This window comes from Streptomyces sp. Da 82-17, assembly GCF_046098215.1.
Taxonomy (GTDB): Bacteria; Actinomycetota; Actinomycetes; order Streptomycetales; family Streptomycetaceae; genus Streptomyces.
On sequence record NZ_JBJURH010000019.1, the window covers coordinates 1 to 26,502 of the forward strand.

26 protein-coding genes and 1 pseudogene are annotated in these 26,502 nt (G+C 68.4%); 19 read left to right on the forward strand and 8 right to left on the reverse strand.

From position 1 onward, the window contains the following. From ACIDOF_RS27410 to ACIDOF_RS27500, 19 genes and pseudogenes are all read left to right on the forward strand, one after another. Positions 1 to 681 (forward strand): SCO6880 family protein (locus ACIDOF_RS27410; protein ID WP_409008787.1); only part of this gene is annotated, 681 nt, incomplete at its 5' end. A 45-nt stretch (positions 682 to 726) separates the two neighbouring features. Next, positions 727 to 1,185 carry a DUF6238 family protein gene (locus tag ACIDOF_RS27415; RefSeq protein WP_409008788.1) on the forward strand — a complete coding sequence of 153 codons (459 nt, stop codon included), beginning with the start codon at positions 727 to 729 and terminating at the stop codon, positions 1,183 to 1,185. A 20-nt stretch (positions 1,186 to 1,205) separates the two neighbouring features. After that, on the forward strand, positions 1,206 to 2,714 hold the full coding sequence (locus tag ACIDOF_RS27420) for an ATP-binding protein (RefSeq protein WP_409008789.1): 1,509 nt from the start codon (positions 1,206 to 1,208) through the stop codon (positions 2,712 to 2,714). Between the two features lie 700 nt (positions 2,715 to 3,414). Beyond that, complete coding sequence (locus ACIDOF_RS27425; protein WP_409008790.1) at positions 3,415 to 3,894, forward strand: hypothetical protein; 480 nt, start codon at positions 3,415 to 3,417, stop codon at positions 3,892 to 3,894. Continuing rightward, positions 3,885 to 4,841 (forward strand): hypothetical protein, encoded by a 957-nt coding sequence (locus ACIDOF_RS27430; RefSeq protein ID WP_409008791.1) that lies wholly within the window; start codon positions 3,885 to 3,887, stop codon positions 4,839 to 4,841. Before ACIDOF_RS27425 ends, ACIDOF_RS27430 begins: the two co-directional genes overlap by 10 nt. A 202-nt stretch (positions 4,842 to 5,043) precedes the next feature. Next, the gene (locus tag ACIDOF_RS27435; protein ID WP_409008792.1) at positions 5,044 to 8,922 is read left to right on the forward strand and encodes a hypothetical protein; all 3,879 of its coding nucleotides are present in this window, start codon (positions 5,044 to 5,046) and stop codon (positions 8,920 to 8,922) included. Positions 8,923 to 8,931: 9 nt separating this feature from the next. After that, positions 8,932 to 9,399 carry a hypothetical protein gene (locus ACIDOF_RS27440; RefSeq protein WP_409008793.1) on the forward strand — a complete coding sequence of 156 codons (468 nt, stop codon included), beginning with the start codon at positions 8,932 to 8,934 and terminating at the stop codon, positions 9,397 to 9,399. A 904-nt stretch (positions 9,400 to 10,303) separates the two neighbouring features. Next, the gene (locus ACIDOF_RS27445; protein WP_409008794.1) at positions 10,304 to 10,801 is read left to right on the forward strand and encodes a hypothetical protein; all 498 of its coding nucleotides are present in this window, start codon (positions 10,304 to 10,306) and stop codon (positions 10,799 to 10,801) included. A 126-nt stretch (positions 10,802 to 10,927) separates the two neighbouring features. Further along, on the forward strand, positions 10,928 to 11,629 hold the full coding sequence (locus tag ACIDOF_RS27450; protein ID WP_409008795.1) for a hypothetical protein: 702 nt from the start codon (positions 10,928 to 10,930) through the stop codon (positions 11,627 to 11,629). A 277-nt stretch (positions 11,630 to 11,906) separates the two neighbouring features. Next, positions 11,907 to 12,503, forward strand: coding sequence for a hypothetical protein (locus tag ACIDOF_RS27455; protein WP_409008796.1), 597 nt, complete (start codon positions 11,907 to 11,909; stop codon positions 12,501 to 12,503). Positions 12,504 to 12,670: 167 nt separating this feature from the next. Then, the gene (locus ACIDOF_RS27460) at positions 12,671 to 14,467 is read left to right on the forward strand and encodes a type IV secretory system conjugative DNA transfer family protein (protein WP_409008797.1); all 1,797 of its coding nucleotides are present in this window, start codon (positions 12,671 to 12,673) and stop codon (positions 14,465 to 14,467) included. Between the two features lie 321 nt (positions 14,468 to 14,788). Continuing rightward, on the forward strand, positions 14,789 to 16,006 hold the full coding sequence (locus ACIDOF_RS27465; protein WP_409008798.1) for a DnaB-like helicase N-terminal domain-containing protein: 1,218 nt from the start codon (positions 14,789 to 14,791) through the stop codon (positions 16,004 to 16,006). Continuing rightward, on the forward strand, positions 16,003 to 16,587 hold the full coding sequence (locus ACIDOF_RS27470; protein ID WP_409008799.1) for a hypothetical protein: 585 nt from the start codon (positions 16,003 to 16,005) through the stop codon (positions 16,585 to 16,587). The genes ACIDOF_RS27465 and ACIDOF_RS27470 overlap by 4 nt, the downstream gene beginning before the upstream one ends. Then, complete coding sequence (locus ACIDOF_RS27475; protein WP_409008800.1) at positions 16,577 to 16,864, forward strand: DNA cytosine methyltransferase; 288 nt, start codon at positions 16,577 to 16,579, stop codon at positions 16,862 to 16,864. The genes ACIDOF_RS27470 and ACIDOF_RS27475 overlap by 11 nt, the downstream gene beginning before the upstream one ends. 13 nt (positions 16,865 to 16,877) lie before the next feature. Beyond that, positions 16,878 to 17,765 (forward strand): annotated as a pseudogene (locus ACIDOF_RS27480) (DNA cytosine methyltransferase); the annotation flags it as partial. Positions 17,766 to 17,854: 89 nt separating this feature from the next. After that, positions 17,855 to 18,454, forward strand: coding sequence for a DUF4913 domain-containing protein (locus ACIDOF_RS27485; protein ID WP_409008801.1), 600 nt, complete (start codon positions 17,855 to 17,857; stop codon positions 18,452 to 18,454). 1 nt (position 18,455) lies between these two features. After that, on the forward strand, positions 18,456 to 19,247 hold the full coding sequence (locus ACIDOF_RS27490; protein WP_409008802.1) for a hypothetical protein: 792 nt from the start codon (positions 18,456 to 18,458) through the stop codon (positions 19,245 to 19,247). Further along, positions 19,244 to 19,720, forward strand: a complete 477-nt coding sequence (locus ACIDOF_RS27495) for a type II toxin-antitoxin system RelE family toxin (protein ID WP_409008803.1) — start codon at positions 19,244 to 19,246, stop codon at positions 19,718 to 19,720. The genes ACIDOF_RS27490 and ACIDOF_RS27495 overlap by 4 nt, the downstream gene beginning before the upstream one ends. A 30-nt stretch (positions 19,721 to 19,750) precedes the next feature. Next, positions 19,751 to 19,900 carry a hypothetical protein gene (locus ACIDOF_RS27500; RefSeq protein ID WP_409008804.1) on the forward strand — a complete coding sequence of 50 codons (150 nt, stop codon included), beginning with the start codon at positions 19,751 to 19,753 and terminating at the stop codon, positions 19,898 to 19,900. Positions 19,901 to 19,922: 22 nt separating this feature from the next. Here ACIDOF_RS27500 and ACIDOF_RS27505 read toward each other — a convergent pair whose 3' ends face one another. The 8 genes from ACIDOF_RS27505 to ACIDOF_RS27540 form a co-directional block, all read right to left on the reverse strand. Beyond that, a complete protein-coding gene (locus tag ACIDOF_RS27505) occupies positions 19,923 to 20,606 on the reverse strand; it encodes a hypothetical protein (protein ID WP_409008805.1) in 684 nt (227 codons plus the stop codon). Between the two features lie 265 nt (positions 20,607 to 20,871). Then, a complete protein-coding gene (locus tag ACIDOF_RS27510; RefSeq protein WP_409008806.1) occupies positions 20,872 to 21,120 on the reverse strand; it encodes a hypothetical protein in 249 nt (82 codons plus the stop codon). Between the two features lie 736 nt (positions 21,121 to 21,856). Further along, positions 21,857 to 22,267, reverse strand: coding sequence for a hypothetical protein (locus tag ACIDOF_RS27515; protein ID WP_409008807.1), 411 nt, complete (start codon positions 22,265 to 22,267; stop codon positions 21,857 to 21,859). Positions 22,268 to 22,338: 71 nt separating this feature from the next. Further along, the gene (locus ACIDOF_RS27520; RefSeq protein WP_409008808.1) at positions 22,339 to 24,084 is read right to left on the reverse strand and encodes a mobilization protein; all 1,746 of its coding nucleotides are present in this window, start codon (positions 24,082 to 24,084) and stop codon (positions 22,339 to 22,341) included. Positions 24,085 to 24,087: 3 nt separating this feature from the next. Further along, entirely contained in the window at positions 24,088 to 24,444 is a 357-nt protein-coding gene (locus ACIDOF_RS27525) for a plasmid mobilization protein (protein WP_409008809.1), read from the reverse strand. Between the two features lie 275 nt (positions 24,445 to 24,719). After that, positions 24,720 to 24,941 (reverse strand): hypothetical protein, encoded by a 222-nt coding sequence (locus ACIDOF_RS27530; RefSeq protein WP_409008810.1) that lies wholly within the window; start codon positions 24,939 to 24,941, stop codon positions 24,720 to 24,722. 90 nt (positions 24,942 to 25,031) lie between these two features. Next, positions 25,032 to 25,904 carry a DUF2637 domain-containing protein gene (locus tag ACIDOF_RS27535; protein ID WP_409008811.1) on the reverse strand — a complete coding sequence of 291 codons (873 nt, stop codon included), beginning with the start codon at positions 25,902 to 25,904 and terminating at the stop codon, positions 25,032 to 25,034. Then, positions 25,901 to 26,443 carry a WhiB family transcriptional regulator gene (locus ACIDOF_RS27540; protein WP_409008812.1) on the reverse strand — a complete coding sequence of 181 codons (543 nt, stop codon included), beginning with the start codon at positions 26,441 to 26,443 and terminating at the stop codon, positions 25,901 to 25,903. The genes ACIDOF_RS27535 and ACIDOF_RS27540 overlap by 4 nt, the downstream gene beginning before the upstream one ends. Positions 26,444 to 26,502: the final 59 nt, after the last annotated feature.

Genomic DNA, 26,502 nt, shown 5'->3' on the forward strand with positions numbered 1-26,502 from the left:
GGGCAGCTCACGTCGACGTTCGACCAGGCTGCACACAACTCGGGCCTGACACCGAGCAGTTGGCTTCCCTCCTCCGAGATCGCCGCCGTGATCCGCACCGCGTACGACCCTGTCTCGTCCGCCGCCCTGGACCGCTGGTCCGCCTCCGGCCAGCCCCAGGCCGACCCGGATGCCGCCGGCCCCGTCGTACTCATCGAGAAGGCCGACCGTATCCAGACCGACTCCGCCCACCACGCCACGTACTGGATCGAGAACTGGCCGCGGATCGAGGCCCACCCCGGCTTCCTCCACCAGCTCCTCTTCACCTCCGGCGTACGCCGCAGCCTCTCCCTCACCTACGCGCCCAAGGGCCTCGACTCCGCGCTCAAGGACGTACAGCGCCGCAAGGCCACCGTCATCGCCGACGCCGCCGAGCGACAGCGCAAGGGGCAGGTCGACTCCGAGGAAGACTCGGTCGAGTACGCCGACATCAAGGAACGCGAGCGTCAGCTCATCGCCGGTCACGCTGATGTCGCCCTCACCGGTCTCCTCACCGTCAGCGCGGACAGCGACGAGGAGCTCAACTCCGCCTGCGCAGCGGTCGAGACTGCAGCGGTCTCCGCCCTCGTCGACCTGCGGCTGCTGACCTGGCAGCAGGCCGAGGCGTTCACCAACGCCGCCCTGCCTCTCGCCCGTCCTTAGAGCGCCCCCAGCCCGACCGACCGCGCTCCACCGAAGGACACCCTCATGCCCACCGAGCCCCTGCCCGACCTCGCACCGGACTTCGTCCCGTTCGCCACCGCCGCACTCGACTTCCACCGGGCCCTCAACCTCCCCGAGGCCCCGACCGCGGCCAGCAGGACCGAACTCGACGCTCTCCACGCCCACACCACCGCGCTGTACGGACTCATCGACGCACACACCGTTCGCACGAGCCAGGTCTCCGAGGTCGAGGGCGACCACCTGCGGGCCTGCCGTATCCGGCTGTGGCAGGCCGCCGAGCACCTGCACGCTGCCTACCACGCGGCGCCACCGGCGCAGGAGGCACGCAAGCGTGTCCGGCAGACGTGCACACGACTACGCCTCCCCGAAGGCGCTCCCGAACTCACCATCTGCCAACGCCACTTGACGACCTCGGCGCGAGTTCGCCGCGACCACACCCCTGCCGACCTCCACGGCCCGTTCACCGGTCTGATCCGCCACTGACTTTCACCGGAGCTCACCCAATGCCCCACCGCGACACCCGCGCCAGCGCCACCCCCCTCTTCGTTCCGCGCAAACGCGACTGCCGCAACGCCCGGACGACCCGCGACCAGTTCGCCGCCGCCCGCGAGAAGGTCCGCCGCGCCTCCCTCCCCCGCACCGACCAGACCCCCGACGAAACGGAACTCGACCAGCGACCGCCCTACCCCGTGAGCGGCCGCCCCGGGCCGGCCTCCTCTCGCGGCGGCCACCTCAAGCTCCCCGCCCACCGCATGACCACCGCGGTCGCCGCGGGCGCCTACCCATACCTCGCCGAGGGCGGCCTCGGCGCCCAGGGCATCTACATCGGCCGAGACGTGCACGCCGAAGCCGCCTTCACGTACGACCCGTTCGCGCTCTACGGCCGACTCGAAGGCTTCACGAACCCCAACATCCTCCTCGCCGGCATCATCGGCATGGGCAAGTCCGCCCTAGCAAAATCCCTCGCCCTACGGGCCGTCGCCTTCGGCTACCGCATCTACGTACCTTGCGACCCCAAGGGCGAATGGACCGTCGTAGCCCAGGAGTTGGGCGGACAGACCATCGCGCTCGGCCCCGGCCTCCCCGGACGCCTGAATCCCCTCGACGCACCGACCCGGCCGCCAGGGATCCCCGAGACCGACTGGACCGGCGAGGTCCGCAAACGCCGCCTCCTGCTCCTCGGCTCGCTCGCCAAGACCGTCCTACGACGTGACCTCCACCCGATGGAGCACACCGCCCTGGACGTCGCGCTCGACCAGGTCGTCACCCAAGTGGAAAGCACCGGCCGCACCCCGCTCCTGAGCGACGTCGCCCACGTACTCAACTTCCCCGGGCACCTCGACACGGCACTCGGCAACGACCGCCCTGGTCACTTCGGGCAGGCTGCCCAGGACCTCGCTCACGCCCTGCGCCGCCTCGTCCACGGCGACCTGGCCGGCATGTTCGACGCGCCCTCCACCGTGGCCTTCGACCCGAACGCCCCCATGCTGTCCATCGACCTGTCCCGCCTGAGCGGTGCAGGCGACGACACCGCCCTCGTACTCGCGATGACGTGCGCATCCGCATGGATGGAGGCCGCGCTCGCCGACCCCACCGGCGGACGACGCTGGGTGATCTACGACGAGGCCTGGCGGGTCATGCGGCACGTCGCGCTCCTCGAGCGCATGCAGAGCCAGTGGAAGCTCTCCCGCGGGCTCGGCATCGCCAACATGATGGTCATCCACCGCCTGAGCGACCTCCTCACCGCAGGAGACGCCGGCTCCCGTGGCCGAGCCCTCGCCGAAGGCCTCCTCACCGACTGCTCCACCCGCATCATCTACCGCCAAGAGTCGGATCAACTCGCCGCAGCAGCTTCCCTGTTGGGCCTGACCGGGGTCGAGACTCAGGCGATCTCCGCGATCACAAAGGGCCGCGGTCTCTGGAAGGTCGCAGGTCGGTCCTTCATCACCCAGCACCTCCTGCACCCACGAGAGCGCGAACTCTTCAACACCGACGCGCGCATGCACACCTGAGCGGCCTGAGTCCGTGGCCTTCATCCGCCTAATCCGCCGAGCACTTCAGCGCCTCGCTCAGCACTACGCCAACTCCACAGCTCGCAGGAGCCACCGCCGTGCCTGACCAGATCCGGATCAGGCTCGCAGCACACACCGGGCTGGGCATCAGCACGTCAACGGTCAACGACGGGCAGGGATTTGCCCGCAGGCTCCTAACTCACCGCCCGACTCCCTGTCGACGGCGCCGGTCGCGCCCCCCCCTACTGATCGACCGGCGCCCCGTGAGCCGCGGGGCCGAGGTCCGAATCGCGATACGGTCTGGCGCGGGGCCCGCTGGGCAGCGCTCCAGACCGAGGGATCCTCGTCGCCGCGAGGTGGCAGGTGGCATCAGACCAGGGCATGCCACCAGCGCCGAGAGCCCGTTCCCGAGCAGCAGGTTTCGGCCTTTCCAGGGCCGCTGCGTCACGCTTTCTTCACGCTCGCCATGGCAGCCCTCCACATATTGGTCCAGGCCAGAGGGTGCGCCGCTTACGTCTGAGTGCCGCTGCGGGCAGCATCGCATTCGGCCACCCTGGGGCGAACCCACAGAACCGGCACGGCATTTGATCGCTTCCGTTCTATTCTCACCTCGGTGAGTGCGGAGGGGGCCGTACTGCTCGATGTCCCGGTAGAGAGTGCCCTCCGCTCGACGGTATCCCTTTTGCGGACGGAGACGCACATGCGAAGACCCTTTGCCCTGGCGCTCGGCGTGACAGCTGCGATTTCCCTTTCTGTGGCGGTCGCGCCCGGCGCCTGGGCATCGAGTGGCGACGATGCAAACCTGCACAGCATGGAGGCTTGCGAGTCCAAGTCGACATCGTCGTTCAAGTTCCACATTCACTACAACTCCGGCCAGCAGGGCTCGTACCGGAATATCGGCTACAGCGTCTACGACTTCGACGCGATACGGCCTGGTGGTAGCGATCCTGGTTCGTACGCTCTGCGATTCTGCACTTTCGGTGTCAGCAATCCCTGGCCCGGGTCCGGGCAGAGAATCAAGAACAACGCCGCGTCGGGCGAGAACGACCACTACAAGTACACGGCACGCGTGTACTACAACAGCGGTTACAAGGGTGCTCAGGACGCCATGGCGCCGTACCAGCACATCGACCGCTTCGTGAACGTCTACAACGAGAACGCCTCCTTCCGGTGGACGTGAATCCGAATGGGCGGCATGCGGGCAACGGTGCAGGAGGGGATGGCGAAGTGATCTCTCGGGGAGTGTTTGTCAAGGTCGCGGTGCCGGCTGTAGCCGCCGCAGCCGTGGGGGCTGCGGTGTTCGTCGGGGCGACCGTCGACGCACCGTCACAGGAGGAGAAGCCGGCACAGTCTGCTGCGGCCGACAGCAGCACGAAAGCTGAGGCGCTCGTGGGCGACCCGAGCAATCCAGCGACGTGGCGGCTGCCCATCGAGGCGTACCTGCCCACCAAGGCCGACACACAGTTGATCTCGGGCGCGCGCGACACGCTGATCGACGCGTGCATGGAGAAGGCCGGGTTCGCCGAGTGGGCTCCGGCTCCGGATCTTCCCGAACTGGGCGGGAAGACGCTGACCGACTGGCGATATGGCGTTCATGACGCGGAGCAGGTTGCCAGCCGCGGATACCACCCGGATGCCTCCGAACAGAAGGCCTACGACGCAGCCATGGATGCGGGTGCTGTCGACGAATCCGGCGCCGACGACGGCACGTTGAGGGGGTGCGTGGCGCAGGCCGACGGTGAGGTTCCCCCCGCCCAGGAGGACGGCCTCGCTCAGCAGATCAGCGGCGACGCCTATCGTGCGTCGATGGAGAATCCGGACGTGCTCGCAGCGTTCGCCAAATGGTCTTCGTGCATGAGTGGCAAGGGCTACTCATACAAGGAGCCGATGGAAGCGAGTGACGATCCGCGCTTCAACGACCCGTACCAGGTGACGGACTTGGAGATTGCCACCGCCAAGGCCGACGTCGCTTGCAGGGACCAGTACGACGTGGAGAAGACCTGGTTCGACGCCGAGGTTGCGCTCCAGCAGGCCGCCATCCAGAAGCATCAGGCGGAGTTGGACGGCCTGAAGGCGGACAACAAGTCAGCGGTCGCGAAGGCTTCTGCCTTCAGAGATAACGGATAGGCACGTGTGATGCGGCCCCGCCTTACGGCGGGGCCGTACTTCGTGCTGCAAGTGGTGTGTTGATCCAGCCGAGTTGGGGAGAGCCTTGAGAATTCGGGGAAGGTTACGGACGCCTGTAGCGGCGCTGGCCGCAGCAGCCGTACTGGGAGGGCTGGTTCAGGCCACGGCCTGGGCCGATGAGACGGTGGGCAAATCGCCGTCCGTGCAGAAGCCGGACAAGAAGGAGCCGGATACGGTTCCTGCTCCGGAGCGCGCGGCCTTGCTGGGCGAGGGCTACAAGAAGTCGAGGGACCTGGCGTGGACGACCGCGAGCGACGCCCGTGGCTTCCATCTGCTCACCGCCTCGGAGAACAGCGGCTATACCTGGCGTACGGCCGCCTCCTTGTCCGAGCCAGGCTTTGAAGCAGACTCATGGATCGGAAACGCGTGTGTGACCGGCTCGGGCAAGCGCGCCGTGGTGGTGTATGCGCCGCGTACCTTCACCAACAAGCCCGACCTGATGGCTCGAGGCGCATTCACCGCGGTGGTCGAGTTGGAGAGCGGGAAGGTCACCAAGCTGCCGTTGCAGGCCTCGTTGTCGTACTACAACCCCGGTTGTGGTGTGGGCGAGGATGCGGTGCTGACACAGTCGGGTGGTGAGGACAAGGCTGCCACTCGGCTGGTACGGCTGGATGCGGCAACTCGCAAGTTGAGCAAGCCGGTGGAGACCAAGGGGCAAGTCACCTCCGCAGTCCTGGCCAAGGACGGTTCACTGGTCGGCGCGGCCGGCGCCCATGTGGTCAAGATTGACGCCGAAGGCAAGAAGACCGCACTTGTCGACACCGACTCCGTGCCCTATCGGCTGACCCCGGATGCCGACGGTGGCCTAGTCTTCCTCGACAAGAAGCCCTCTCCCGGGATGAACACCGCGTCCAGCGAGCGGGCGTCGGAGAAGGAGACCAGGGCCAAGCGAATCAGTGCCCGCCAGATCGGCTCCCCGGCCCCCAAGACATCCCGGCCCAGGGTGTTGGCGGAGGGCCCTCTGGTCGATACCGGGCTGACCCACCATGCGGGCGCGGTCTATCTGACCGGCAAGAGCGCCCCCGTAGGCAAAGCTCTTCCTGCGACCGTCCGACACCTCCCCAAGACGCCCAAGGACTCTCGGGTCTCCACGCGTGGTGAGGCCGTGGTGACGGCGACGGCATGGACCGATGGTCAAGGAGCACTGATCAACGGCGTCGATGCGGATGCCTCCCGGCCGGTCAATGTCGAGATGACCATCCTGGACAGCAGGAAGAGAACGGCCTTCACCATCGACCCCGCCCGGCGGCAAAGCAGCAGCATCAGCCAGGGCCGGGACCGTACGCCTGCACTGGCTGCTCCCAAGTCCGGCAGCGCTTCGGTGCAGAAGTCCGGTGTCGGCACGCTTGCAGGAGGCCGCACCGAGATCGTGGAGTCGGAGCGGGTCTGCTCGGTACCACGGAATGACCCGCGCAACCAGGCGATGCAGCCCAAGCCCCGGCAGGTGGAATGGGCTGTCGACCAGGCCATCAAGGGCGGTCTGAACAAGCACATCAGCCGGCCGGCCAACTGGAAGAACCTTGGTATGCCCGCCTATCAGCCGCAGACCCTGTTCCCCGCACCCGCATTGGAGGGCGGAGGCCGGGTTCCCGCACAGGTGATGCTCGGCGTCACCACACAGGAATCCAACATGTGGCAGGCCGCCCGCTCGGCCGTGCCCGGGGTCACCGGCAACCCGCTGATCGGCAACTACTACGGAATCGACTACTACGACGGCGAGCCGCTGAACGACTGGGACATCAACTGGGCCGAGGCCGACTGTGGTTACGGCATCAGCCAGGTCACCGACCACATGCGCCTGGCAGGCAGGGAGGACGGCCACGGCGGCACGGCATGGCCGTACGACAAGCAACGCGCGGTTGCCCTGGACTACACGGCCAACCTCGCCGCTGGGCTGCAGATCCTTGTCTCCAAGTGGAACGAGACCCGCAAGGCAGGCCTGCAGATCAACAACGGTGACCCGGCGAAGCTGGAGAACTGGACCTTCGCCCTGTGGGCGTACAACTCCGGCTTCCACGCGGACCAGGGTGATGGCAGCCCGTGGGGCGTGGGCTGGGCCAACAACCCCGCCAACCCCGAATGGGATGCCGCACGCACCCCGTTCATGGAGGACGCACTCGGCAACGAGCGTGCCTCCGACGCCGCCCATCCCCAGGACTGGCCCTACCAGGAGAAGGTGCTCGGCTTCGCCGCCCACCCTCCGTCCTTCCTCGAGGCGCCCGGCACGCTGGTCCCCGCATTCCGCGCCGCCTGGTGGAACGGAACCAGCGGTGACGCCACCGTGGACGGCAGCGCCAAGCAGAACCGCGCTCGCGTCAAGCCGTCCGAGGACGCCTTCTGCACCACCGACAACGGCTGCGATCCGGGCAAGATCAGCGACGGCGCGCAGAACGAGACCGGTGCCGGCCCCTGCACCCGCAGCGACTACAAGTGCTGGTGGCACCAGCCGGTCGAGTGGAAGACCGACTGCGCCTACTCCTGCGGCAACGAGTTCGTCCGCTTCAACGACACGTATCCCGAAGAAGCGGACGGCACTGCCTACCCGCCCAGTTGCACGATCAACGGACTGCCCTCGAACGCCCTCATCATCGACGACGTACCTGACGGCACCCCGTCCATCCGGCCCGGCTGCAGCAACAGCGGCTGGAACAACCAGGGCACCTTCTCCATGGACTTCGGCGACGGAGAAACAGGGGGCCACCCCTCGCAGTCGTACACGCGCTGGCCGTCCAAGGTGGACCTGCACCAGCTCGGCGCCGGGTTCGGCGGCCACTTCTACTTCGGCCACACCCGCCAGAACGACGCCAAGGGCCAGCGGCTGAAGTTCACCGCCACATGGAAGCTGAGCAGCTCACGCACCGACTGGATGCGCGTCATGGTTCACCTTCCCGACCACGGGGCCCACACCCAGCAAGCGAAGTACGAGATCGACACCGGCGGCGGCACCTTCACCGAGACCCGGTACATCAACCAGAAGCGGCAGTCCAACGACTGGGTCTCCCTGGGCACGTACAAGATGAACGGAACACCCAGGGTCCGGCTGAGCACGCAGACGGACGACGGCACAGGTGACGACGATGTGGCCTTCGACGCGGTTGCCTTCCAGCCACTGCCCAACAAGCCGCAGCACGTGATCGCAGTGCTCGGTGACTCGTACACCTCCGGCGAGGGCGCGGGCAACTACCTCAAGGAGACGGACGACGACTTCGGCAACGACCGCTGGAACGCCTGCCGTCGCAGTGACAACTCGTGGTCCCGAAAGACGACCCTGCCCGGCCACTCGGCCACCGTCGGTGAACTCACGGACACCAACTCCCCCTCGATCGACTACCAGAACGTGTCCTGCTCCGGGGCCCGCACCTGGCAGATGACCAGTGGGAACCCGCAGCAAGACGGCAAGGACCACTGGGGCTGGGACGGCAACTTCCACGAGAAGACACAACTCGACTCCGGCGCCCTCACCGACGCCACCACGCTGGTCACCCTCACGGCAGGCGGTAACGACGCAGGCTTCCCGCAGGTCATGCAGATGTGCGCGACCACAGGCTGCCCCGCGGACGAAGACGTACGGCGCGACATCGACAACACCATGCCGAAAATCGAGGACCTGCTGCGCCAGATCAACCTCGAAGCAAGCAACGCGAAGATTGTCCTCATGGGCTATCCCGAACTGTTCAACCAGGACGCAACCACTTGCGTGAGCGGTGTCGGCGGCGCGGGCATGATCCGACTCAACGACCACGCCCGCTACATGGAAACCAAACAGAAAGAGCTGGTCGCGGCACTCAAGGCCCAAGGCCTTCCGGTGTCCTTCGAGTCCCCCAACGCGGACTTCGAAGGCCGACGTGCCTGCGATGACCCCGAGGGGATCAACAAGATCGTCAAGGCTCCGGTCGGCGACGGCGACTTCCGCTGCGAGGCCGGCGGCAGCTGGTGCATCAGCCGCGAGAGCTACCACGCGAACCAGGTCGGCACCTCGGCCTACGCGACGGCGTTCCGCCGCGCGGTGGACAAGCTGTAGGCGCGGGGGGTGTCCTCACGAGACGGCAGGAGCGCGCCGTGGGCCAAGGTCCTCGGCGTGCTCCTGGGAGCCGTCCTCCTCGCCGCCGTCGCCTACTTCGTCAGCAACAACATCGAACAGAACAACCGGGAGAACGCCGCCTTCGAGGCGACCCGTACAGACGCCAGACGCTACGCGGACGCTGTCACGGACCGCGTAGCCACCTGGCCCGCCGGGAGAGAACAGCTGAGGAACATCCTCCGTACGACCGCAGGTAAGAACGGTCTGCTGTTCCAAGTGCAGGACACAAGTCAACGCACCCGTGTGATCGCCCTGTTCACACGCCACTACACCCGTCCGCTAGCCCTCTTCGGACCCGCGGACGCCACGGCCGACCGCTGCTTCGCCTTCGACTTCCCGCATGGGGCCACGACAGGGGAAGTCCAGGTACGGATCGATGCCGCAGACTCCGATGAGAGCTGCTCAGACCTGACCTGAGTCAATTGGTGCACGTGCCCTGATACACCGCCGGGCACTGATGAGGGCGCCGTCGGGCTTGGCCGGCGGCGCCCTGGCACAACTCGGCGCCGTATCTACCCGGGCTACCGAGAAGTGTCCCGCGGCCGATCGTCGATCGAGCGTGGCTGGGGCGGATGCTCAGTTCGGCACGGCTCTCATGAGCGGGCGCGAGAGGCCGCGGCCCTCCCCACGTGATTGGCGAACAGAGCTCTCAGCGTGCTGCGTGTCCGTGGCCCAAGGGCCAAGGACAGAATCCGGGGGCCGACACCAAGCTCCGAGTCCGGCGTCTATCGGAGATTCCCGGCCCGGCCAAATGCCGCTCCGGGCTGCACTCTTGTCGCCCTTCAGCGACAGCAAGGTGCACTTCATGGCAGCGGATCATCCCCGTATCACTATCAGCCATCACGTCGACCACGGCGTCGTAGCGGTCGCATCGCAGGACAACCCCGTCATCGAGCACATGCTGCGTCGGGTCTCCTTCGAGCGAGTTCCGCACAGTGACCTGTACGCGCTCACTGATCCTCAATACGAGCCCGTCCGGCGTGCGGCGCAAGCGGTTCAGTCGTTGCGTGCCGCGAAGTACGACGTGACCGCTGAGGCCGCGTACGACCTCCACCCCTGGTCTCGAGCGCCCGCACGGCGACCATCCGCTGACCGGCCAGCCGAAGCCTCCCTTCACGACCTCGGCAGCAGGCCTTTGCCCCAAGAACAACTGGCCAGGGCCGCGTGCTTCACCTCGCCTGCCCGAAGCCGGACTTCAGCACTTCGGCACCCGGCCGCCACCGCAGATGTGGCCCCTGCCCGCGAGGTCGCCGCACCGGAGCGGCAGCGCGTCCGCTGACCGCCCCTCGGCCCACCCGTTCCCGCCTCTCTTGGAGTCCACATGCCCGTGAACAAGATCTGGACCATCGAGCACGCCTGCTCGCACAGCGCCAGCATCGACCTCTCCTCTCGTCCCGCCGACCGTCGCGCCGGCTACGCACAGTGGCTCGCCGCCCGTGATTGCACCGACTGTTGGCAGGCCGACCGAGCCGAAGACACCGAGTCCAAGGCTGAGTGGCTGGCGAAGAGGCGGGCCGCCGAGCAGTCCGCGGCGGACGCATGGTCCGAGCAGTACCAGATGCCTCCGCTGGAAGGCACCGACCGGTCCGTCTCCTGGGCCGCTCGCTGCCGCCATCAGCTCGTCGCCGCCGCGTACACCGCCCTCGTGGTCGAAGGGACGTTCGGCGAGCGCCAGTGGGAGGGCCTTGAGGACTCCGTACACCTGCTGACCCGGGCCGGCTGGTGGATCGACCAGCGCGACGCCGACCCCGCAGACCTTCCGGAGCTGCTGGAGGCGGCGTCCGCAGAGGACCGACCTACGGAGAACCCTCACATGTAGAGCCGAGGCGCCTCTACCACCGATTCCGCGGCCCGACCAAGTCGGATGTGCGCGCCGATGATCCTCGCAACCCGCCGGGCATCGGCCTGCCCGGCGCTTCCCGCCGTCTGACCCTGGAGGTCAACCGTGTCCGCCGAGCCACACGTCGTCATCACCCGCGACAAGACCGGGAACGTCACCGCTCACGGCGGTGACGAGCTCGCGGCGACGCTCCTCAAGCGGGCCGGATTCGTCACCGAGACCTCGCCGCGCTCGCTCTGGTACCGCCTGCCCTGGGACCTCGGCGAGCGGCGCGAGAACGAGATGGCCAGTCGCGCGGCCCGCATGCTGGAAGCCGTTGGCTACCGGGTCGACATCGGGTCCGATCTCCTCGTCGGGGAGGTGACCACTCCGTCCGACCCTCGCGGTGTCCATGTCCACGGTCACCAGATCCTCCAACTCACCGACGAACTCAACGGCGTTCAGTCGCACGACGGGGCCGCCGAACTCATCGAGCATGTCGCTGACCCGACCGACGGAGTCGTCATCCGGCTCAGCGAGTTCTTCGAGGCAGCGGCCGAGCAGGCCAAGAACGCCGGGACCGAGGCCGGATGGAATCTGTCCTACGCCTTCGAGGACGCGGCCGCGACGCTGATCTCGCTCAGCGACGAGCTCGAGTCCACGGCAGACGCCTTCCGGGCGCTGGGCCGTACGCCGCCGAGTCGGCAGGCGCAGGCCGCCCAGCAGCACTCCGCCGCTGCCAGGGTGCGGAATCTTCCGTCCGCGTCCGGCACCGAGACGGCCTCCGTGGCTCAGCCGGTCGTGCCCGATCCCCGACGCAGGCGCTGACCAGCCGCATCAACCACGCTCCGCGCCACCAGCACGGCGCTCAACTCACCCGCCACAGCAAACCTCTTCACCAGGAGACACCGTGTTCACCCCCTCCCAGTCCCCCGCCGTTCGTCACCGCCTCGTCACCCGAGCCTTGGTCGGCGGCATAGCTGTCGCTGCAGGTCTTTCCCTCACCGCATGCGGCAACGACAACTCCGACGCGGGCAAGGGATCCAGCAGCTCCGAGGCCTCGTCTTCCAGCTCCGCCGCAGCAGCCGGTGCGAAGCCAAACGGTGTGCAGAAGCGCTCGGCCTCCGCGATCTACAACATCGGCCACAAGGCCAACGCCGACGCCGGCTCCCTCACCGAGACGCGCTCCCAGCCCGGCACCAAGGCGAAGCTCTCGCTGTCCGCCATGGAGTGCGTCGGCACCGTCAGCAAGACCGGGCTCGGCTCGTACGAGATCGTCGTCAAGGGCGACGAGGTATGGGCCAAGCTCGATGCGAACCTGACGAAGGCCGTCGAGCGGATGGCCGGGCCCGGTGCCTCCCTGCCGTCCGGCGCGTGGCTGCACGGGACCACCAGCCACGGTCTGCTCAAGGGACTGGCGAGCTACTGCCACACCGAGCAGTTCACCAAGCCCGACACCGCTTCCGCGAAGCTGACCAAGGGCGCGGTGACCAAGGTGGACGGTCAGCCGGTCGTGCCCGTAAGCCTGTCCGGCGGTGAAGGCGCGAACGTCACGTACTACGTAGCCACGACCGGCAAGCCGCGCCTGATCCGGCAGGAGAGCACGTCGAAGTCCGTCCCCACGCTCGCCTACAGCAGCTTCGGATCGCCAGTGGGCGCCGAGGAACCCAGCGGCAAGATCGTGCCCGCGCCGAAGGACTGACACGACCGTCCTCGCCGGGGTGGGCGGCAGATCGCTCCTGCCGCCCACCCCTCCCCCGTTCCACGCTCGTCGTCCCTCCCCGCCCAAGGACCTCCCGTGATGACCTCCAGAACTCAGCGCCGCCGGACAACCGACCCCGTTCGCGTCGCACTCACCTGGACTCCGCCGTGTCATCTCCGCGCACCGCCGCGCCCTCGTCCACCCCCGGCACCGACGCCCTGCTGTGCGTCATGCTCGGGCTCTTCGTTCTCGGCTTCGGCGCCGGATCGATGGCCTGGCTGTTCGGCAATCTCGCCAACGCCATCGCTGGCTCCGGCCCTTGGGTGGGCGTCGAGCCGAACACGGCCCTCGTACGTCCCCGTGAACTGTGGCCGGACCTCCCTCAGGCCGCGGTCTACATCAGCTGCTACGGCCTGCCGGCCCTCGTGCTCATCACCGTCGTTCTTCTCGCGGTCAAGGTGTGGCTGCGCTTCCGAACCAACCCCAACGGACTTGCGGGGCCAGCAGAGTTGGCTGCCCTGCTCCCAGGGCCGAGCGCGGCCAAGGCCATCGAATTGCGGCCGAGCCTCCAAGGCCGCAAGCCCAAGGAGATACAGCCCGACGACCGAGGTGTTCTGCTCGGGAGCCTGAAATCCGGCGGCTCCCAGGAGGTGCGGTCCTCGTGGGAGGACGTGCTCCTCGCGATCATGGCCCCGCGGTCCGGGAAGACGTCCGGCCTGGCGATCCCGGCGATCCTGCGCGCGCCCGGGCCCGTGCTCCTGACCTCCAACAAGGCCGCGCGCGACGCGTACACCGCCACGCTCGGCGCGCGTGCCGAGGTCGGGACAGTGTGGACGCTCGATCCGCAGCAGATCGCCCACGCTCCGCAGACGATGTGGTGGGACATCCTCGCCGACGCCCGCGATCTCGCCGGAGCTCGGCGTCTGGCCGGGCACTTCGTCACCGCGTCCGTGGACGAATCGAGCGCAGGCGACTTCTGGTCCGCCGCCGCAGCGAACACGCTGACCGCGCTGTTCCTCGCCGCCGCTCGCCACAGTCGGCCCATCACCGACGTGTCCGCGTGGCTCGCGTCGCCCGCCGACCGCACACCTGTCGACCTGCTCCAGGACGCCGGTCTCGACGCTGTCGCTGCACAGCTGCACGGCACGATGGCCGGCGCTGTCGAGACCCGTGACGGCATCTTCGAGACCGCCCGCCAGTACGCCAGCTGTCTCCTCGACCCGAGCATCGCCGCCTGGGTCACGCCTCCCAACGAGCCCGGCAGCGTTCAGGAGTTCAAGCCGAGCGACTTCGCGACGAGCAAGGACACTCTGTTCCTGCTGTCGAAAGACGGCGGCGGCTCCGCCTCGGCGATCATCGCCGCCGCTGCCGACGCCGTGATGCGCGCCGCGGTCGTCCAGGCCGAGCGCGACGGCGGTCGCCTCGACGCCCCGCTGCTCGCGATCCTCGACGAGGCCGCGAACGTCTGCAAGATCCAGGACCTCCCCGACCTCTACTCCCACCTCGGCAGCCGCGGCGTCATCCCCATCACGATCCTCCAGTCGTACAGGCAGGGCGTACGGGTCTGGGGCGAGGCCGGCATGGACGCACTCTGGAGCGCCGCGACCATCAAGCTCATCGGCTCCGGTATCGACGACGCCGACTTCGCGGACAAGCTGAGCCGCCTCGTGGGCGAGCACGACGTACGCACCGTCTCGGTGTCCACGAGCGAGTCCGGCAAGTCCACTTCCGTGTCCACCCGCCAGGAACGCGTCCTGCCCGCCGACCGCATCCGCGCCCTCCCCAAGGGCTCCGCGCTCCTGCTGGCCACCGGCGTCCGACCGGCCCTCCTCGACCTGAAGCCCTGGTACCGCGAACCGGGAGCCGACGTCCTCGGGGCGGCCTCCGCCAAGGAGACCGCGGCCATCACGGAGCGCGCCCTCACCAAGACGCTCCACGCCGACGATGTCGGACCTGCGGCATGAAGGCGCCCACGATCCGCCTCTGCCGTACGAGATGCATGGCCGGGCACCCGATCTTGACCGCGCGACTGAGCGCCCGCTCCGGCCACTCAGAGGACATGCGTTGCCCCACACCACTCCGCCCCACCGATCTGCCCGCCTCGCCGACACTCCTGTCGTACGACGCGTCGATGCCTGGTGGCTCGTAGCGCCGAGCGGAGCGCTCGCTGCTGCACACGGCTCGTTCACCGCCCAACTGGACATCCTGGCACGCGACTTGGCTGCGGCGGACCGCGCGGTAGCCGAGCTCGGAACCGTGCGCACCGCCACCCACGGGGAGCGGCCGTGACACCGCTCGACCATGCCGAGCAGGCCGTCCTGGGCGCGCTCTTCCTCGAACCTGCCCAACTCGACCAGCTCGCCGCGTGGTTGAAGCCCGAGCACTTCGCTCAGCCCACTCACTCCGCCCTGCACACCGCGATGCTCAAACTTCGCGCCGCCGACCACCCCGCTGCCGACACCAAACCCCGTGACCCAGTACCCCTGACCTGGGTCAATGCCACGCTGAAGGAGGCGAGCAGGCACACCCGCGGAATCACCGCCACGTACGCGCATCACCTGATCTCGGCGTGCCCACGGCCCGACCACGCCCCCGTGTACGGCCGCATGGTCCTGGAAGGCGCCACCCACCGCACCGTGGCTCGGCACGCCACCCGACTTCACCAGGCCGCGCTCGCCGACATGGCCCGTGGCGCAGCAGACGAGACAGTCCACCACGCCCAGATCCTGTCCGAAGTCCTCGCCGACCTGGCCCACCGCTGGGGCACCAACCCACGTCCACTCCAGCCGCCCACATCGCACGCTCCGGCCGCCGATGCAGCAACAACGCAGGTCGAGGAACAGGTCCTCGCCGACGAGGAGTTCCTCCTCGGCTGCCTCAGCGCACGCCCCGATCAACTCCTCGGCTGCCTCAGCGCACGCCCCGATCAACTCCTCGACGCCGTGCGATCGCTGCGCCCCAGCGACTTCGCTGACGCCGGCCACCAGCAGATCTACCGCTCCCTCGGAGCCCTCCACCACCGCGGCGAACCCATCGACCAGCTCACGGTGCTGTGGGAAGTCCAACGCCGAGGTGCACTCGCCGACGGAACGCTCGACACCGAACGCGTCCTGAAGATCTGCGCCCCGCAGTTCGGCGGGGCGGCCGAGTACCTCGGCGAGCAGGTCGTCCAGGCATCCCTAGTCCGCACCGCGGCGCTCGCAGCCCGGCAGGTTCGCGCCCTCGCCAACCGCGATGCTCTCGCTCCGGGACACCTCATCGGGTACGCCCTGCACGCCCTCGGCCCGCTCGACGACGTACGCCATCGCCTGGGGATCGCCCACGGGGCCGAATCCGCGCCACCACGACGAGCCGAGCGATCAGGTTCGCCCCCACCCGCGGCTCGTACGGACGCCGCCCGTGCCCGCAGCGCAGCGCACCACGCCCGGCCCTCGGCGGAACGCGTGTCCCACCGATCTTCCACTGCCAAAACCGACCGACCCCACCGGAGGATCCCGTTTTGAACCTCAGCTTCAACGACGAGTCGTACATGCTGCATGCCGCGGCCAGCCATGTAGACCTGGTCCGCCGCGACATACGTGTGCCGGGTGCACGCCGAGCGATTCCGACACTGGAAGCCGTCTCCGAGCTGCAGGGGCGACTCGCCGCCCTGATCCAGGACCGATCCGACGACGTCCTCTATCTCATTGAGACCCATCCGGACGGGGCGGATCGACGCGTCGCCATCGAAGCCCACGCGGCTGCCGGCGCGGACACAGCTCGCGCCGCGCAGCACTACACCGCAGCTGTAGCCGAGTTCGGCTTCCTCCACCGTCATGAGGAAACACCCGACACCCCGGAACTCCAAGACGCACGGGAAGCCGCCTTCCGAGGTATCCAGGAGCACTTGGAATCAGCGCGGGAGGAACTCGCCACCGCCAAGCAGACCTTGCAGCGGGCAGCGGAGCGGATCGAGAACCCGAAGCCGCGGTCTGCGGCAGCCACAAGCTGCTCGCCCGGCGCGACGCACGTGAAGCCCCAAGCAGAACTGCCGACCGCGGCCGCACCCGCACTGCGCTCTCCGGCATCACGCCATGCACGCTGACCTCCCTCGTACGCCGCCACGCCTCATCGGCAGTCTCTGCTCCGGATACGGCGGCCTCGACCTCGGGGTCCAAGCCGGGCTCGGCGGCGCCCTCGCCTGGCACGCCGAGATCGACCCCGGTGCCGCCAGCATCCTGGCCCGCCACTGGCCCGGCGTTCCCAACCTCGGGGACATCACCACCGTGAGCTGGCTCCACGTACCGGAGGTGTGCGTCCTCACCGCCGGCTTCCCCTGTCAAAGACGTCTCCGTCGCCGGCCGCCGCGCCGGACTTGCTGAAGGCACCCGGTCTGGCCTCTGGCATCACGTCGTACGCGCCATCGAAGCCCTCAACCCCTGCCTGGTGGTCATCGAGAATGTCCGCGGACTCCTCACCTCGCCCGCAGGTTCCCCTGGCGACGTGGAACCCTGCCCGTGGTGTCTGGGAGACACCACAGGCCAACCTGCTGTGCGAGCACTCGGTGCCGTACTCGGATCCCTGGCCGACATCCGGTACGACGCGAACTGGGTCTGCGTACGCGCCTCTGACGTCGGAGCCCCACACCGACGCGAACGCACCTTCCTCACCGCCTGGCCCGCAGGACACCCGTCCGCTGCTCAAGACCCCGACCAGCAACCTCGCGATCAACGGCGGCAGCCAGCACCCGGAGTTCCGCAAGGCGGGCGGCCACGGACCGAACCTGGCCGACGAGGTCGAATGGCTCCTGCCGCCCTCGAAGGCCTCCGACGGGACCGAGGACTCCCCGAAGCAACGTCACGGGAACCAGGGCTTGACCTTGCCCTCGGGAGCAGCTCACCTTCGCTCGACCTCGTCCACCCGAGCGAAGGCTCGGCCGCGAAGCCCGAGGCGGAAGGCTCCGTCTGGGGAGACGTTGCCGATGTTCCCGGAGGACGATCCGAGACGCCGGCGCCGTGGGGCCGTTACGCCCCGGCGATCGCGCGCTGGGCGCGGGCAACCCGCCCGGCACCACCGCCCACGGACGACGCGGGTCGCCTGAGCCCTCGCTTCGTGGAGTGGATGCAGGGGCTGCCGCCCGGCTGGGTGACGGCAACACCGGGCCTCGGCCGACCGGCTCAACTCGCCGCTCTGGGCAACGGAGTTGTCCCCCAACAGGCCGCGTACGCCTTGCGGGTCCTTGCCCCTCCCACAGCCAACTGCGGTCGCCACGCGCCCCGATGAGGGGACGTAGCCCGATTCCCCGGCCGGGCCAAACCGGCCCATTTCCAGAACCTCGACATCCATCCACCGGATCCTTCGGAGAGGCAGAGATGTCCGATTCCCCTCAGGACGACGAGCCGGTCCGCGTACCGGACCACGATCTCGACGACCTCGCTTCAACCGTCGCGCGGCTCGTCGCCGAGAGCCACAGGCAGCGGGACACCCTCTCCCGCCTCACCGACGAACAGCCCACCGTGCGCAGCGAGGGCTCCGTGGTGGACGAGGTGGGCCGCGAGGGCGATGTCACCTCAACGCCTGTCGAGCCCAGCCCGGAGAACAGCCTCACCTCCGTCTTCATCCTCGCCCTCGACGGCAAGACCTACGAGAACGAGCTCACGGCGCTCACCCGCTGGGTGCATGACCTCCTGCTCCCTGTCTACGGCCGGGAGATCACCGCCAACCGCCCCTGGTGCCGCCAGTGGCAGGAGCACCCCGAGGCGATCGCGCGCCTCCACGGCCTCTGGCTGGCCTGGCAGCAGCTCACCGACGTACAGGCCGGCCTTGCGGGGCCGTCGACCTGGCACCGCGATCACCTGGACCCGACCCTCATGCAACTCCGCGCCCCGGACGGGCCGTTCGCGGCCTGCACCACCAGCCCGGCCCGCCCGACCCACCGGCTCCTTGCCTCCCCCGAACCCGAGGAGGCCTGAGGTGACGAACCCCCACGAATCCTCGACCCCGGACTACCGGATCGACTCCTTCACGGGCGCCGACAAGGACACCGAGAACAACTTCGCCTCGGCCACCATCTCGGACGACGGCTTCGTACGGCTCGCCGACCACCACAGCGCAGACGGCCGCGACAGCTACTTCGTGTTCTTCGACACGAGCGCCCTCTGGGGCGTCCCGGGAGCCGCGGAGTACCTCTCCCTGCACATCACCCGGGATCCCGAGCAGCGCACGTACGACTTTGAGCACGCCGTCCACCCTGTACTGCCCCTCGCGCAAAACTGGGTCATCCAGCGGGGCTGCCCCGAAGACGCCATCACGGTCGCTTCCGCCCACGGACCGCGCCCCGCAGACGCCCAGACGTCACGCCTGGAGGACAAGCTCCGCGCCAACGTCGACGGCCGCTACGAAGTGCTCGCCCACTTCACCGACAACCCGGGTGCCTTCGACGCGGGCGTCACGGTCACCACCGTGCTGTACGACAGCCACCCCGACTCAGCTGACGCTCCGTACCGCCTCTTCCTCGAGGAAACGACCAAGGACTTCGCGACCTACACCGTGCGCGAAGGCGCCTTCACCTCAGAGGCTGCAGCCCGCACCTGGACTCCCGACGGAGGCACGCCGCTTCCGGAACCGAGCAGCGGTCCGGCTCGCCGCGCGGACGCCGCCCGAAGGCGATCCGTCCGCCAGCCGCATGAACCCGCCAGCCCGCCCACCGCACCGCCAAGGCTCGACTCGAGCCAGCAGGCCAGGCCCCGACGAGGTGCACGATGAGCCGGGCACGGTACGCCTTCGCAGCCCACCCGGAAGCGCTCGCGGACCTGCGCTCCGTACCGGAGAACATCCGCGACCTGGCCCTCCTGGAACTCCAGCACCTCGTACACGGCAACGAGCGCGGCGCCGCCCTCACCCGCGAACTCGCCGGCTGCCACAAGGTGTACGTAGACCCGGAAACCCGCTGGCGCCTGGTCATCCAGTACCGCGACGCGCCGGAAACCTCCCAACACAGCCGGGAGATCTACCTGTTGGCCGTAGGGCCACGCCAAGGCCAGGCCGCGTACGACGCCGCCTCCCGGCGCCTGCAACGCGAACATCGGGCCACCCGGCCCGCGACTACCGAACAGGGGCGACGCGCGCAGGCTGCCAGGGCCCGCTCCCCCCGTGGCGGGCCCAGCAGCGTCGCGGTAGCAGGTCCATCTGCGTCCGGGATGCAGGCCACCCAGCGGCGCACCGATCGCACCCGGTAACAGTCCCCGCCCTCAAGGACGTTCACCACCATGCAAACCGAGCCGCCCGAGAAGCGGCGCGAATACCACGTGACGCTGCGCTACCTCGCCGAGTCCAGAGGCACCGGTGATGCCGGATTCGCCGCCGTGGCCGACTGGCCACACCACTACTTCGGCGAAGGGACCGCCCACATTCTGTGACAGAGCGACGTCAGAGCAGCTGTTACGGCTTGGCGGCGGCCAGTTCATCAGGAGCTGTCACCGTGGCGCTCTTGCCGTCCTGCAGTTGCTGAAGGCGCTTCAAAGTCGCGCTGAGCATGGCCTGCGCACCCGAGGGGTCATCTCCAGTGCCACCCTCGACCTTTACCCGGATGTTGGCCCTGCCCGAGCGAGTGAACCCGTAGACGGTGTCCTCGCTGGCACCTGGGTTGATGACGAGTGTGCTCTCGCTGCCCACCGGCGGCTTGGGCGCCTGCTGCTTGCTCGTCTCGGTGCCCTTCCACGTCGTGTATGCCTTGGTTGCGCTCTTGACCGAATCGAAGAGGCAGATGTGCACGAAGGCCATGTTTTCCGTGGAGCCGTTGTACTCGTACGAGGAGTCTCCACCGCGGACCCATCCCGCAGGCGTGAAGTCGTTGTCCGAGCTGTTGCAGTACTCCCCGTCGGTCACGTCCTTGTCACCGTGCAGGGACCAGCCGGGAAGCGTCTCCCCGTCACCGAGCAGGGCCTGAGTAATGTCGGCCTGGGCGAGTTCCTTCGTGATCGGCTTCGCGGCAGGAGCAGTGACCGGCTTGTCGCTGTCCCCCTTGCTGGAGGCGGAGTTCGGCCCGTCGCTGCGGGAGGAGCAGGCGGTGAGCACGGCGATCCCGGCAAGGACGGTGACAACGGTGAGGCGTACACGTGACATGAGCACAGCCTATCCACTGGTGATCATCAAGCCGCGGACTCAAGGCCGGCCTGGAGAGGCCGCTGCCAGGGAGCCGACGGTGCCTGAGCGAAGCGAAGGCGCCGTACCAACTTGATGGTGATGCTTGACGTTCTTACCAAAGGGGCCTGACCTGCCGGAACCTGGACGACCGGATTCACCGGCGCCGGATTTTCAGGTTCGGGTCACCGGCAACTGAACCCCGGCCCGGTGGTGTTTCTGGGCCAGGCAGACGTGACTCGGACACTCACAGGCGCTCGGGCCAGTAGCGCTTGGCTCCGGCCCAGGCGTGCCCAAGTGGGCGGAGGATGATGTTCTCCAGCCGGATGGGCCGCTGCCGCAGCTCCGTGACGGGCTCGTTCCGCCACTGGCACTCCCGCTCCCATCCCATCACCGCGAACTGCCAGCACTTATCGCGGGGGCAGATGACCGCGAGCCAACCGTCCTCGTGGGTGTAGATGACTCGCCACCCCTGCTCAGCGTTCCATTCGTTCATTTCCTCGCGGCACACGGCGCACCGTATGTAGTTGGACGGCGGGCCCCAGTCGTTGGCCCAGTACTCTTCCGGGTGTCGTTCCCACGGGGTGGGTATCGGTCGCTCGACCATCGTTGGCCTGCCTTAGTGGCCGCGGCGACGCTTCGCCGCCTTCTTCACGTCGCGGACGTGCTTCGCAGTGATGTCTCCCAAGCTCGGCGATCGGGCCCGTAGTCCAACCGTACGGTTCCTCAGGGCGAGCGCGGCGTCCTGAAGGAACGGCATCGCTGTCTTGCGGCAGGCTGTAGCAACCGACACCGTCGCGGCCAGGACTGCAGCCGGTCCGCGGCATCCTTGATGTACGGCGGGAATGCCTTATTCGCATCGATCTGCCGATCCTCAGCTGACATGCGCTCGCCGTACAGGGCGATGAGGCACGTCTGCCGGTAGGCATTGGGAGGCGTTCCCAGGACGCTGCCCAATCCTCGGACGCCGTCGTAGAACCGCAACGACATCGCGGCTAATTGCGCTCCTAGCCGTGCATGGTCTACCACCGGCCGAATCGCTCGGGCAGGACCCGCCAGGGCACCCGGCCCGGAACTTGAACACGAATCCCTCCAGCACCTGGCGGTGATCACGCCACCGATCCCGAGCCAGGCCCGGCGGCGGCAACAACGGCGCGATCATCGCCCACGCAGCACCAGAATTCTCCCCATCCCTTACGACCAGCCCAACGATCGGATGATCAGAGACATACCTAGCGGCGGTTGGGCTCGCTGAAGTAGGTTCCGGCCAGCGTGCCGTCGTAGCCCGTCGCCTGGGCGCCGGCTTCCAGGCTCGGGTGGTCGCGTCCGCCAACCACGTCGATCATGGCCTCATAGTCGGCGCGGGTCAGCTCACGTTCGCTCCATTGGTGGGCGCAGCGGCAGCGGATGCTGATCTCGTTGCCGTCGCAGATGACCATCCAGTCGCGGCGCGCTCCGCAGCTGGGGCACATGACGAGCATGCCCGTGATGCGGATTTCCTCGGGGTGCGTCGTGAAGCGGAGTCGGGCAGCGCCGTCGCCGAGGTGAGTCTCGCGCTGGAGACGCAGTAGGGGGTCCTCATCTGGCGCCGTTGTGTCCGGGAGTGATCTTTGAATCTTGAGTTCCCCGCTGAGCATCCGCATCCACTCCATTCTCCGTCCTCACCAGCGATAACAGGCAAACGCCCGGTAGGTCCAGCCGTTTGAGTTGCCGCTCAACGCCGTGGGCCACGCCGTCGCAGGCCACGGGGATGGTGCGGCTGTGCCTCGGCTGCTACCGGAGGGGGAGGACGTCCTTGAACATCCCGCGTACGACCGGTGGATCGCGTTCGAGATGGATTCGGAGCTGCGGCCATATCTCCGGCTCGCCGCAGGCGCCAGATCAGAACGTCGGCGACGCGGTCCGCCGTGTCTAGCTCACGCCAGGCGACGACCTTCCTGAGCAGTGCCTCAGGGTCGTGGCCGTCCTCCTCCGCCTCGGCGAGCGTTGCAGCCAGGGCGTTCCAGTTCGGTGCATGCAGGACGTGATCTGCCTTGTTGGGCAGGACCTGCAGCACGGTTCGAACGTACCGCTCCCGTATTGGAGTTGGGATGCGGCGACCCTGCTCGCCCATGACTCGCATCGGTACGGCAGCAACTGCCCCATAAGCGCTCCGCAGATGTTCGGCGGCCTGCTGCGCGGCGGCGGCTTGTTGGGCGTGGCCCCGTGCCGCGTGCCAGCGGATTGCGGCCATGGTGACGAGGACAATGGTGGAGAGGAGCATGGCGGTGGTACCGCCGTCTTCGCCTTTGCCCAGGGCGTCTCCGGCACGGACGATGCCGCGTGCAGCGGCTCGCAATGCGCGGGCGTTCGCGTGCTCTGCCCGTACGGGAGAACGCGTGGCGCGCTCGAAGGCACGGGCGGCTTCTGTGAGATCGGGGCGAGCCGCCCCGGGGGAGGTCTGGACGACCGCGTCGAGAAGTTCGCCGGTCGCACTGAGTTGTGACGCAGCGGCTTCGTCGTCATCCCGGTCGAGAGCTACGAGCGCCTCCTCCGCTGCTGCAGTTGCCACTCGGCGTGCTTGCGCAGGGCGGCTCGACCTCTGCGAGGAATCCGACATGGGAGCCGGTGCGTCGTCGATGGCTCCGCGAGCGAGGCGTTCGCGGAGCCTCGGGAGGGACAAGTCCGGTGCGAGGCGTGAGCCGGAGAACCAGATGGGGTCGGCGTGGCGGTTGCGGTCGCCGGGCAGGGCGACCTTGTAGCCGAGGACGTCGCCCGACGGCGCGATGCGCTTGTCGACGCGCAGGCCAGCCTCCGTGAGGCGGCGAAAGAACTCCTCCTCGTCGGCAGCGCCGGCGACCGCTTGGCGAACACGCTCGCGGAGGGTCTCACGCGGGGGTTCGTTGCGGCCCGCGCGCTCGGCCTTGGAGCGTTCGGCGCTGGTGGGGCGTTGCGCTGCGGTTCGGTCGCCTTCGTTGAGAATCTGCAGCCCCAACTCGGCTTCCAGTTTTCGGCATTCAGCCTGCGCGCGGAGAGCGTCCTGGTGGCGGCGTGGGCTGCGTCCGTCCTCACGCTTGAGTGTGGCGACGATGTGGATGTGGTCGTCGGCGTGGCGAACCGCGATCCAGCGGCACGCCTTGTCGTCGCCTTCCTCAGCGATCCCGGTCGCGTGGACGATACGGCGGGCGACATCGGCCCACTCGGCGTCGGTGAGGCGTCGGTCGCCTGGGGCGGTTCGGACTGGGCAGTGCCATACGTGTCGGGCAGGGCGCCGGTTCTTCGGCACGGCCAGGACCGGCAGGTCGAGTCGGTCGGCGAGCTGCTTGAGCGTCGCGCCCGGGTCCCGGCCAGGGTCAGGCGCGAGGTGCGGCATCCAGGCGGCGACGATGTGCGGGTCAACATGCTCGTCGCGGCGTCCCGGACCGTAGAGGTAGGCCAGGAGCCCGTACGTACGGCTGCCGGTGGAGATGTCAGGCACCATCGGTCAGCGCTTGGCGAGTTCGGTGGCCGCGACCTCGACGCGAGCGACCGCGCGGAGTACGCGGGCCATCGCTTCCTCGACGTAGCCGACGTGACCGCCCGAGTTCAAGACCCGGGCGATCTGGTTGAGGTTGTTGCCGACACGGGCCAGCTGGGCGCTTGCTTCCATCAGCTCCTCGACCTGACCGCGCTGATCCAACAGCCCTGCCCGCAGGGTGCCTTGGCCTTGGGTCCGCGCGACCGCGACCGCAGCATCCGCGATGAACCCGGAGATTTTCAGGCCAGCGGCCGCTGCCGCCTGCTGCACGAGCGCGAGTTCATCGCGCGTCAGGCGGAGACTGCGGAACTGGTCTCGGGGCACGCTCTGGCGCAAGCGTGGGCGGGGGCGTCGCGTGGCGGCGGATGCTTCTGCTGTTCCTCCTAGCTGCGGTCCGCCCTCGGTCGCTGCTGCAGAGCCCGGCGCCCCCTGGTGCCAGGCCTCCCCCGCCTCCCCTGGGGCGGGGGCATGCCCTTCCGTGACACTTCCGCCGCCCGTGGCTGCGGAAGTGTCACGGAAGGTATAGCTTGCTCGGCCTCGTGCCGGGTCACCACCGTCGTCGTCATTCAGGGGTGCACGTACAGGCTCGTGTTGCTTCATCAACACGTTCCGGGCGCAGAGTTGCGTACGTCGTGCAGGACGTCGGCGACGAAGTCGAGTACGAGGGTGGGGTCGTGGAGCGTGTGGGGCGTGCTCGTGGGGGTGCGCGTCACGGTCCAGGCTCCGTCGAGGGCGCGTTCGGCGGTGTGGAGGTGGCCGTACTTGGTGAGGACGGTGATCCACGCGTCGGCTTCGGCGTGGGTGGGTGGCGTTGTCCGCATAGGGCTGCTCCAGTGCGTACGAAGGGGCTTGTGCAGGGCGGGTGTCCGGTGGCCGTTCTCACCGGACACCCGCCGTCCTCGAGCGATCGGTCAGCCGACAAGCTCCTCGTCCGGTTGACCGGACTCCTCGCGGAGCAGGCGCATTAGCTCGGTCAGCCGGGCGTTGCCCAGGCCGTGGTTGTGGCTGCGGATGGCGTCTGCGACGACCTTCCGGGTCAGGCGTCCGGCCTGGGTGACCGCGGGGCGGGCGATGGCGAGGAGGTCCTCGTCGGTGACCTGGCCGGCCTTGCGGTCACGGGCCTCCGGCTCGGTCAGTGGTGACCTCGCCGACTGCGGGCGGGTCATCTGGTGAGGTCTCGCGTCCGGTTGTCCGCTCCGGTCAGCAGCCCGGTGCGCTGGCTCCAGCTCTGTGGCGTGCGGCTGACCGAGCATCGCCTCGGACGTACTGAACTCCGCCGTGTTCGAAGGCTCGTCGCTCCCCGGACGGTCGAGGTGCAGCGTCTCCGGGGTCTCGGCACCTGCCTCTTCGGTCACCCTCCGGGCGATGAGGATGTAGAGGTGGACGGCGCCCGCCAAGGCGAGCGGGGCCAGGGTCGACAAGATGCCGACCGTGAAGTCGCCGAGCCGGAGCCCGGCACCTTCGGCCTGCTGCTGGTTGAGGCGTACGGCGTGGAGCGCGTTGGCCCAGATGCTGGCGACCGTCGCGGTACCGAAGAGGAACCAGACGTAGCAGCGGGAGCCGAGCGGTGCTGTACGCAGGACCAGCAGCCCTCGGACTCCGTACGCGATGAAGCCGTCGATGACGAGCGGGAAGACGAAGGTCAGGATGCCGCGGATGTGGATGGCGGTGGCCATCTGCTGCAGTGCGTCGTACGAGAGGGCGCAGCCGGCGGCGCCGAGGGCGACGATCGCGGCGCGGTCCCAGTTGGTGATGCTCGCGGTGGTGGTGGAGGGGTCGGTCACGCGGCCGCTCCGAGGTCGTCCTGGTCGACCGTGCTGCCGTCGGGTTGGGGTGCGGCGACGGTGGCGTTGCGGAGTTCGCGTCGTGTGCGGCGGTAGAGCTTGTTGGCGTGCTCCTCGGTGATCTTGAGGAGCCAGGCGAGTCGCTCGGTGGAGACCTCGGCCTCGTAGGCGGCGCGTACGACGGCGCGGCGTTCGCTGTGGGTGAGGTGGATGTCGCGTCCGGCGAGCGTGGCTTCGACCCGGCCGTCGTCGTGACGGGTGTCCAACTTGCTGTGCAGAGGCTCGCGTTCCTCTTCGGTCATGCCGCCTCGGATGCCTTCGCGGTCGTTGTTCTCGAGTGCGGCGTCGAGGCAGGTACGGCGTACGGGGCACGCGGCGCAGAGCGACTTCGCCCGGTGGATGCGGTCCATCTCGTCGGGCTCCGGGAAGAACAGGTCGAGGTCGACCTCGTGGTCGTCCGCCGGGCGGCAGGCGGCGTGGGCGTGCCAGGACTGGTCACCGAGGAGGCGGTGCCGGCGGGGCTCGATGGTGTGGTGCATGAGGGCGGTCTCCGTTCGGGCTCCGGGCGGCTGGAGGCAGGGCTGGGCCCGGAGTTGGT

Bases quoted from the DNA above. Each gene is read 5' to 3' on its own strand.
- ACIDOF_RS27495 (WP_409008803.1), top strand. From the start codon at position 19,244: ATGAGCCGGGCACGGTACGCCTTCGCAGCCCACCCGGAAGCGCTCGCG.
- ACIDOF_RS27475 (WP_409008800.1), top strand. From the start codon at position 16,577: ATGCACGCTGACCTCCCTCGTACGCCGCCACGCCTCATCGGCAGTCTC.
- ACIDOF_RS27540 (WP_409008812.1), bottom strand. From the start codon at position 26,443: ATGCACCACACCATCGAGCCCCGCCGGCACCGCCTCCTCGGTGACCAG.
- ACIDOF_RS27425 (WP_409008790.1), top strand. From the start codon at position 3,415: ATGCGAAGACCCTTTGCCCTGGCGCTCGGCGTGACAGCTGCGATTTCC.
- ACIDOF_RS27515 (WP_409008807.1), bottom strand. From the start codon at position 22,267: ATGCGGATGCTCAGCGGGGAACTCAAGATTCAAAGATCACTCCCGGAC.
- ACIDOF_RS27420 (WP_409008789.1), top strand. From the start codon at position 1,206: ATGCCCCACCGCGACACCCGCGCCAGCGCCACCCCCCTCTTCGTTCCG.
- ACIDOF_RS27445 (WP_409008794.1), top strand. From the start codon at position 10,304: ATGCCCGTGAACAAGATCTGGACCATCGAGCACGCCTGCTCGCACAGC.
- ACIDOF_RS27485 (WP_409008801.1), top strand. From the start codon at position 17,855: ATGTCCGATTCCCCTCAGGACGACGAGCCGGTCCGCGTACCGGACCAC.
- ACIDOF_RS27505 (WP_409008805.1), bottom strand. From the start codon at position 20,606: ATGTCACGTGTACGCCTCACCGTTGTCACCGTCCTTGCCGGGATCGCC.
- ACIDOF_RS27520 (WP_409008808.1), bottom strand. From the start codon at position 24,084: ATGGTGCCTGACATCTCCACCGGCAGCCGTACGTACGGGCTCCTGGCC.
- ACIDOF_RS27510 (WP_409008806.1), bottom strand. From the start codon at position 21,120: ATGAACGAATGGAACGCTGAGCAGGGGTGGCGAGTCATCTACACCCAC.
- ACIDOF_RS27415 (WP_409008788.1), top strand. From the start codon at position 727: ATGCCCACCGAGCCCCTGCCCGACCTCGCACCGGACTTCGTCCCGTTC.
- ACIDOF_RS27530 (WP_409008810.1), bottom strand. From the start codon at position 24,941: ATGCGGACAACGCCACCCACCCACGCCGAAGCCGACGCGTGGATCACC.
- ACIDOF_RS27500 (WP_409008804.1), top strand. From the start codon at position 19,751: ATGCAAACCGAGCCGCCCGAGAAGCGGCGCGAATACCACGTGACGCTG.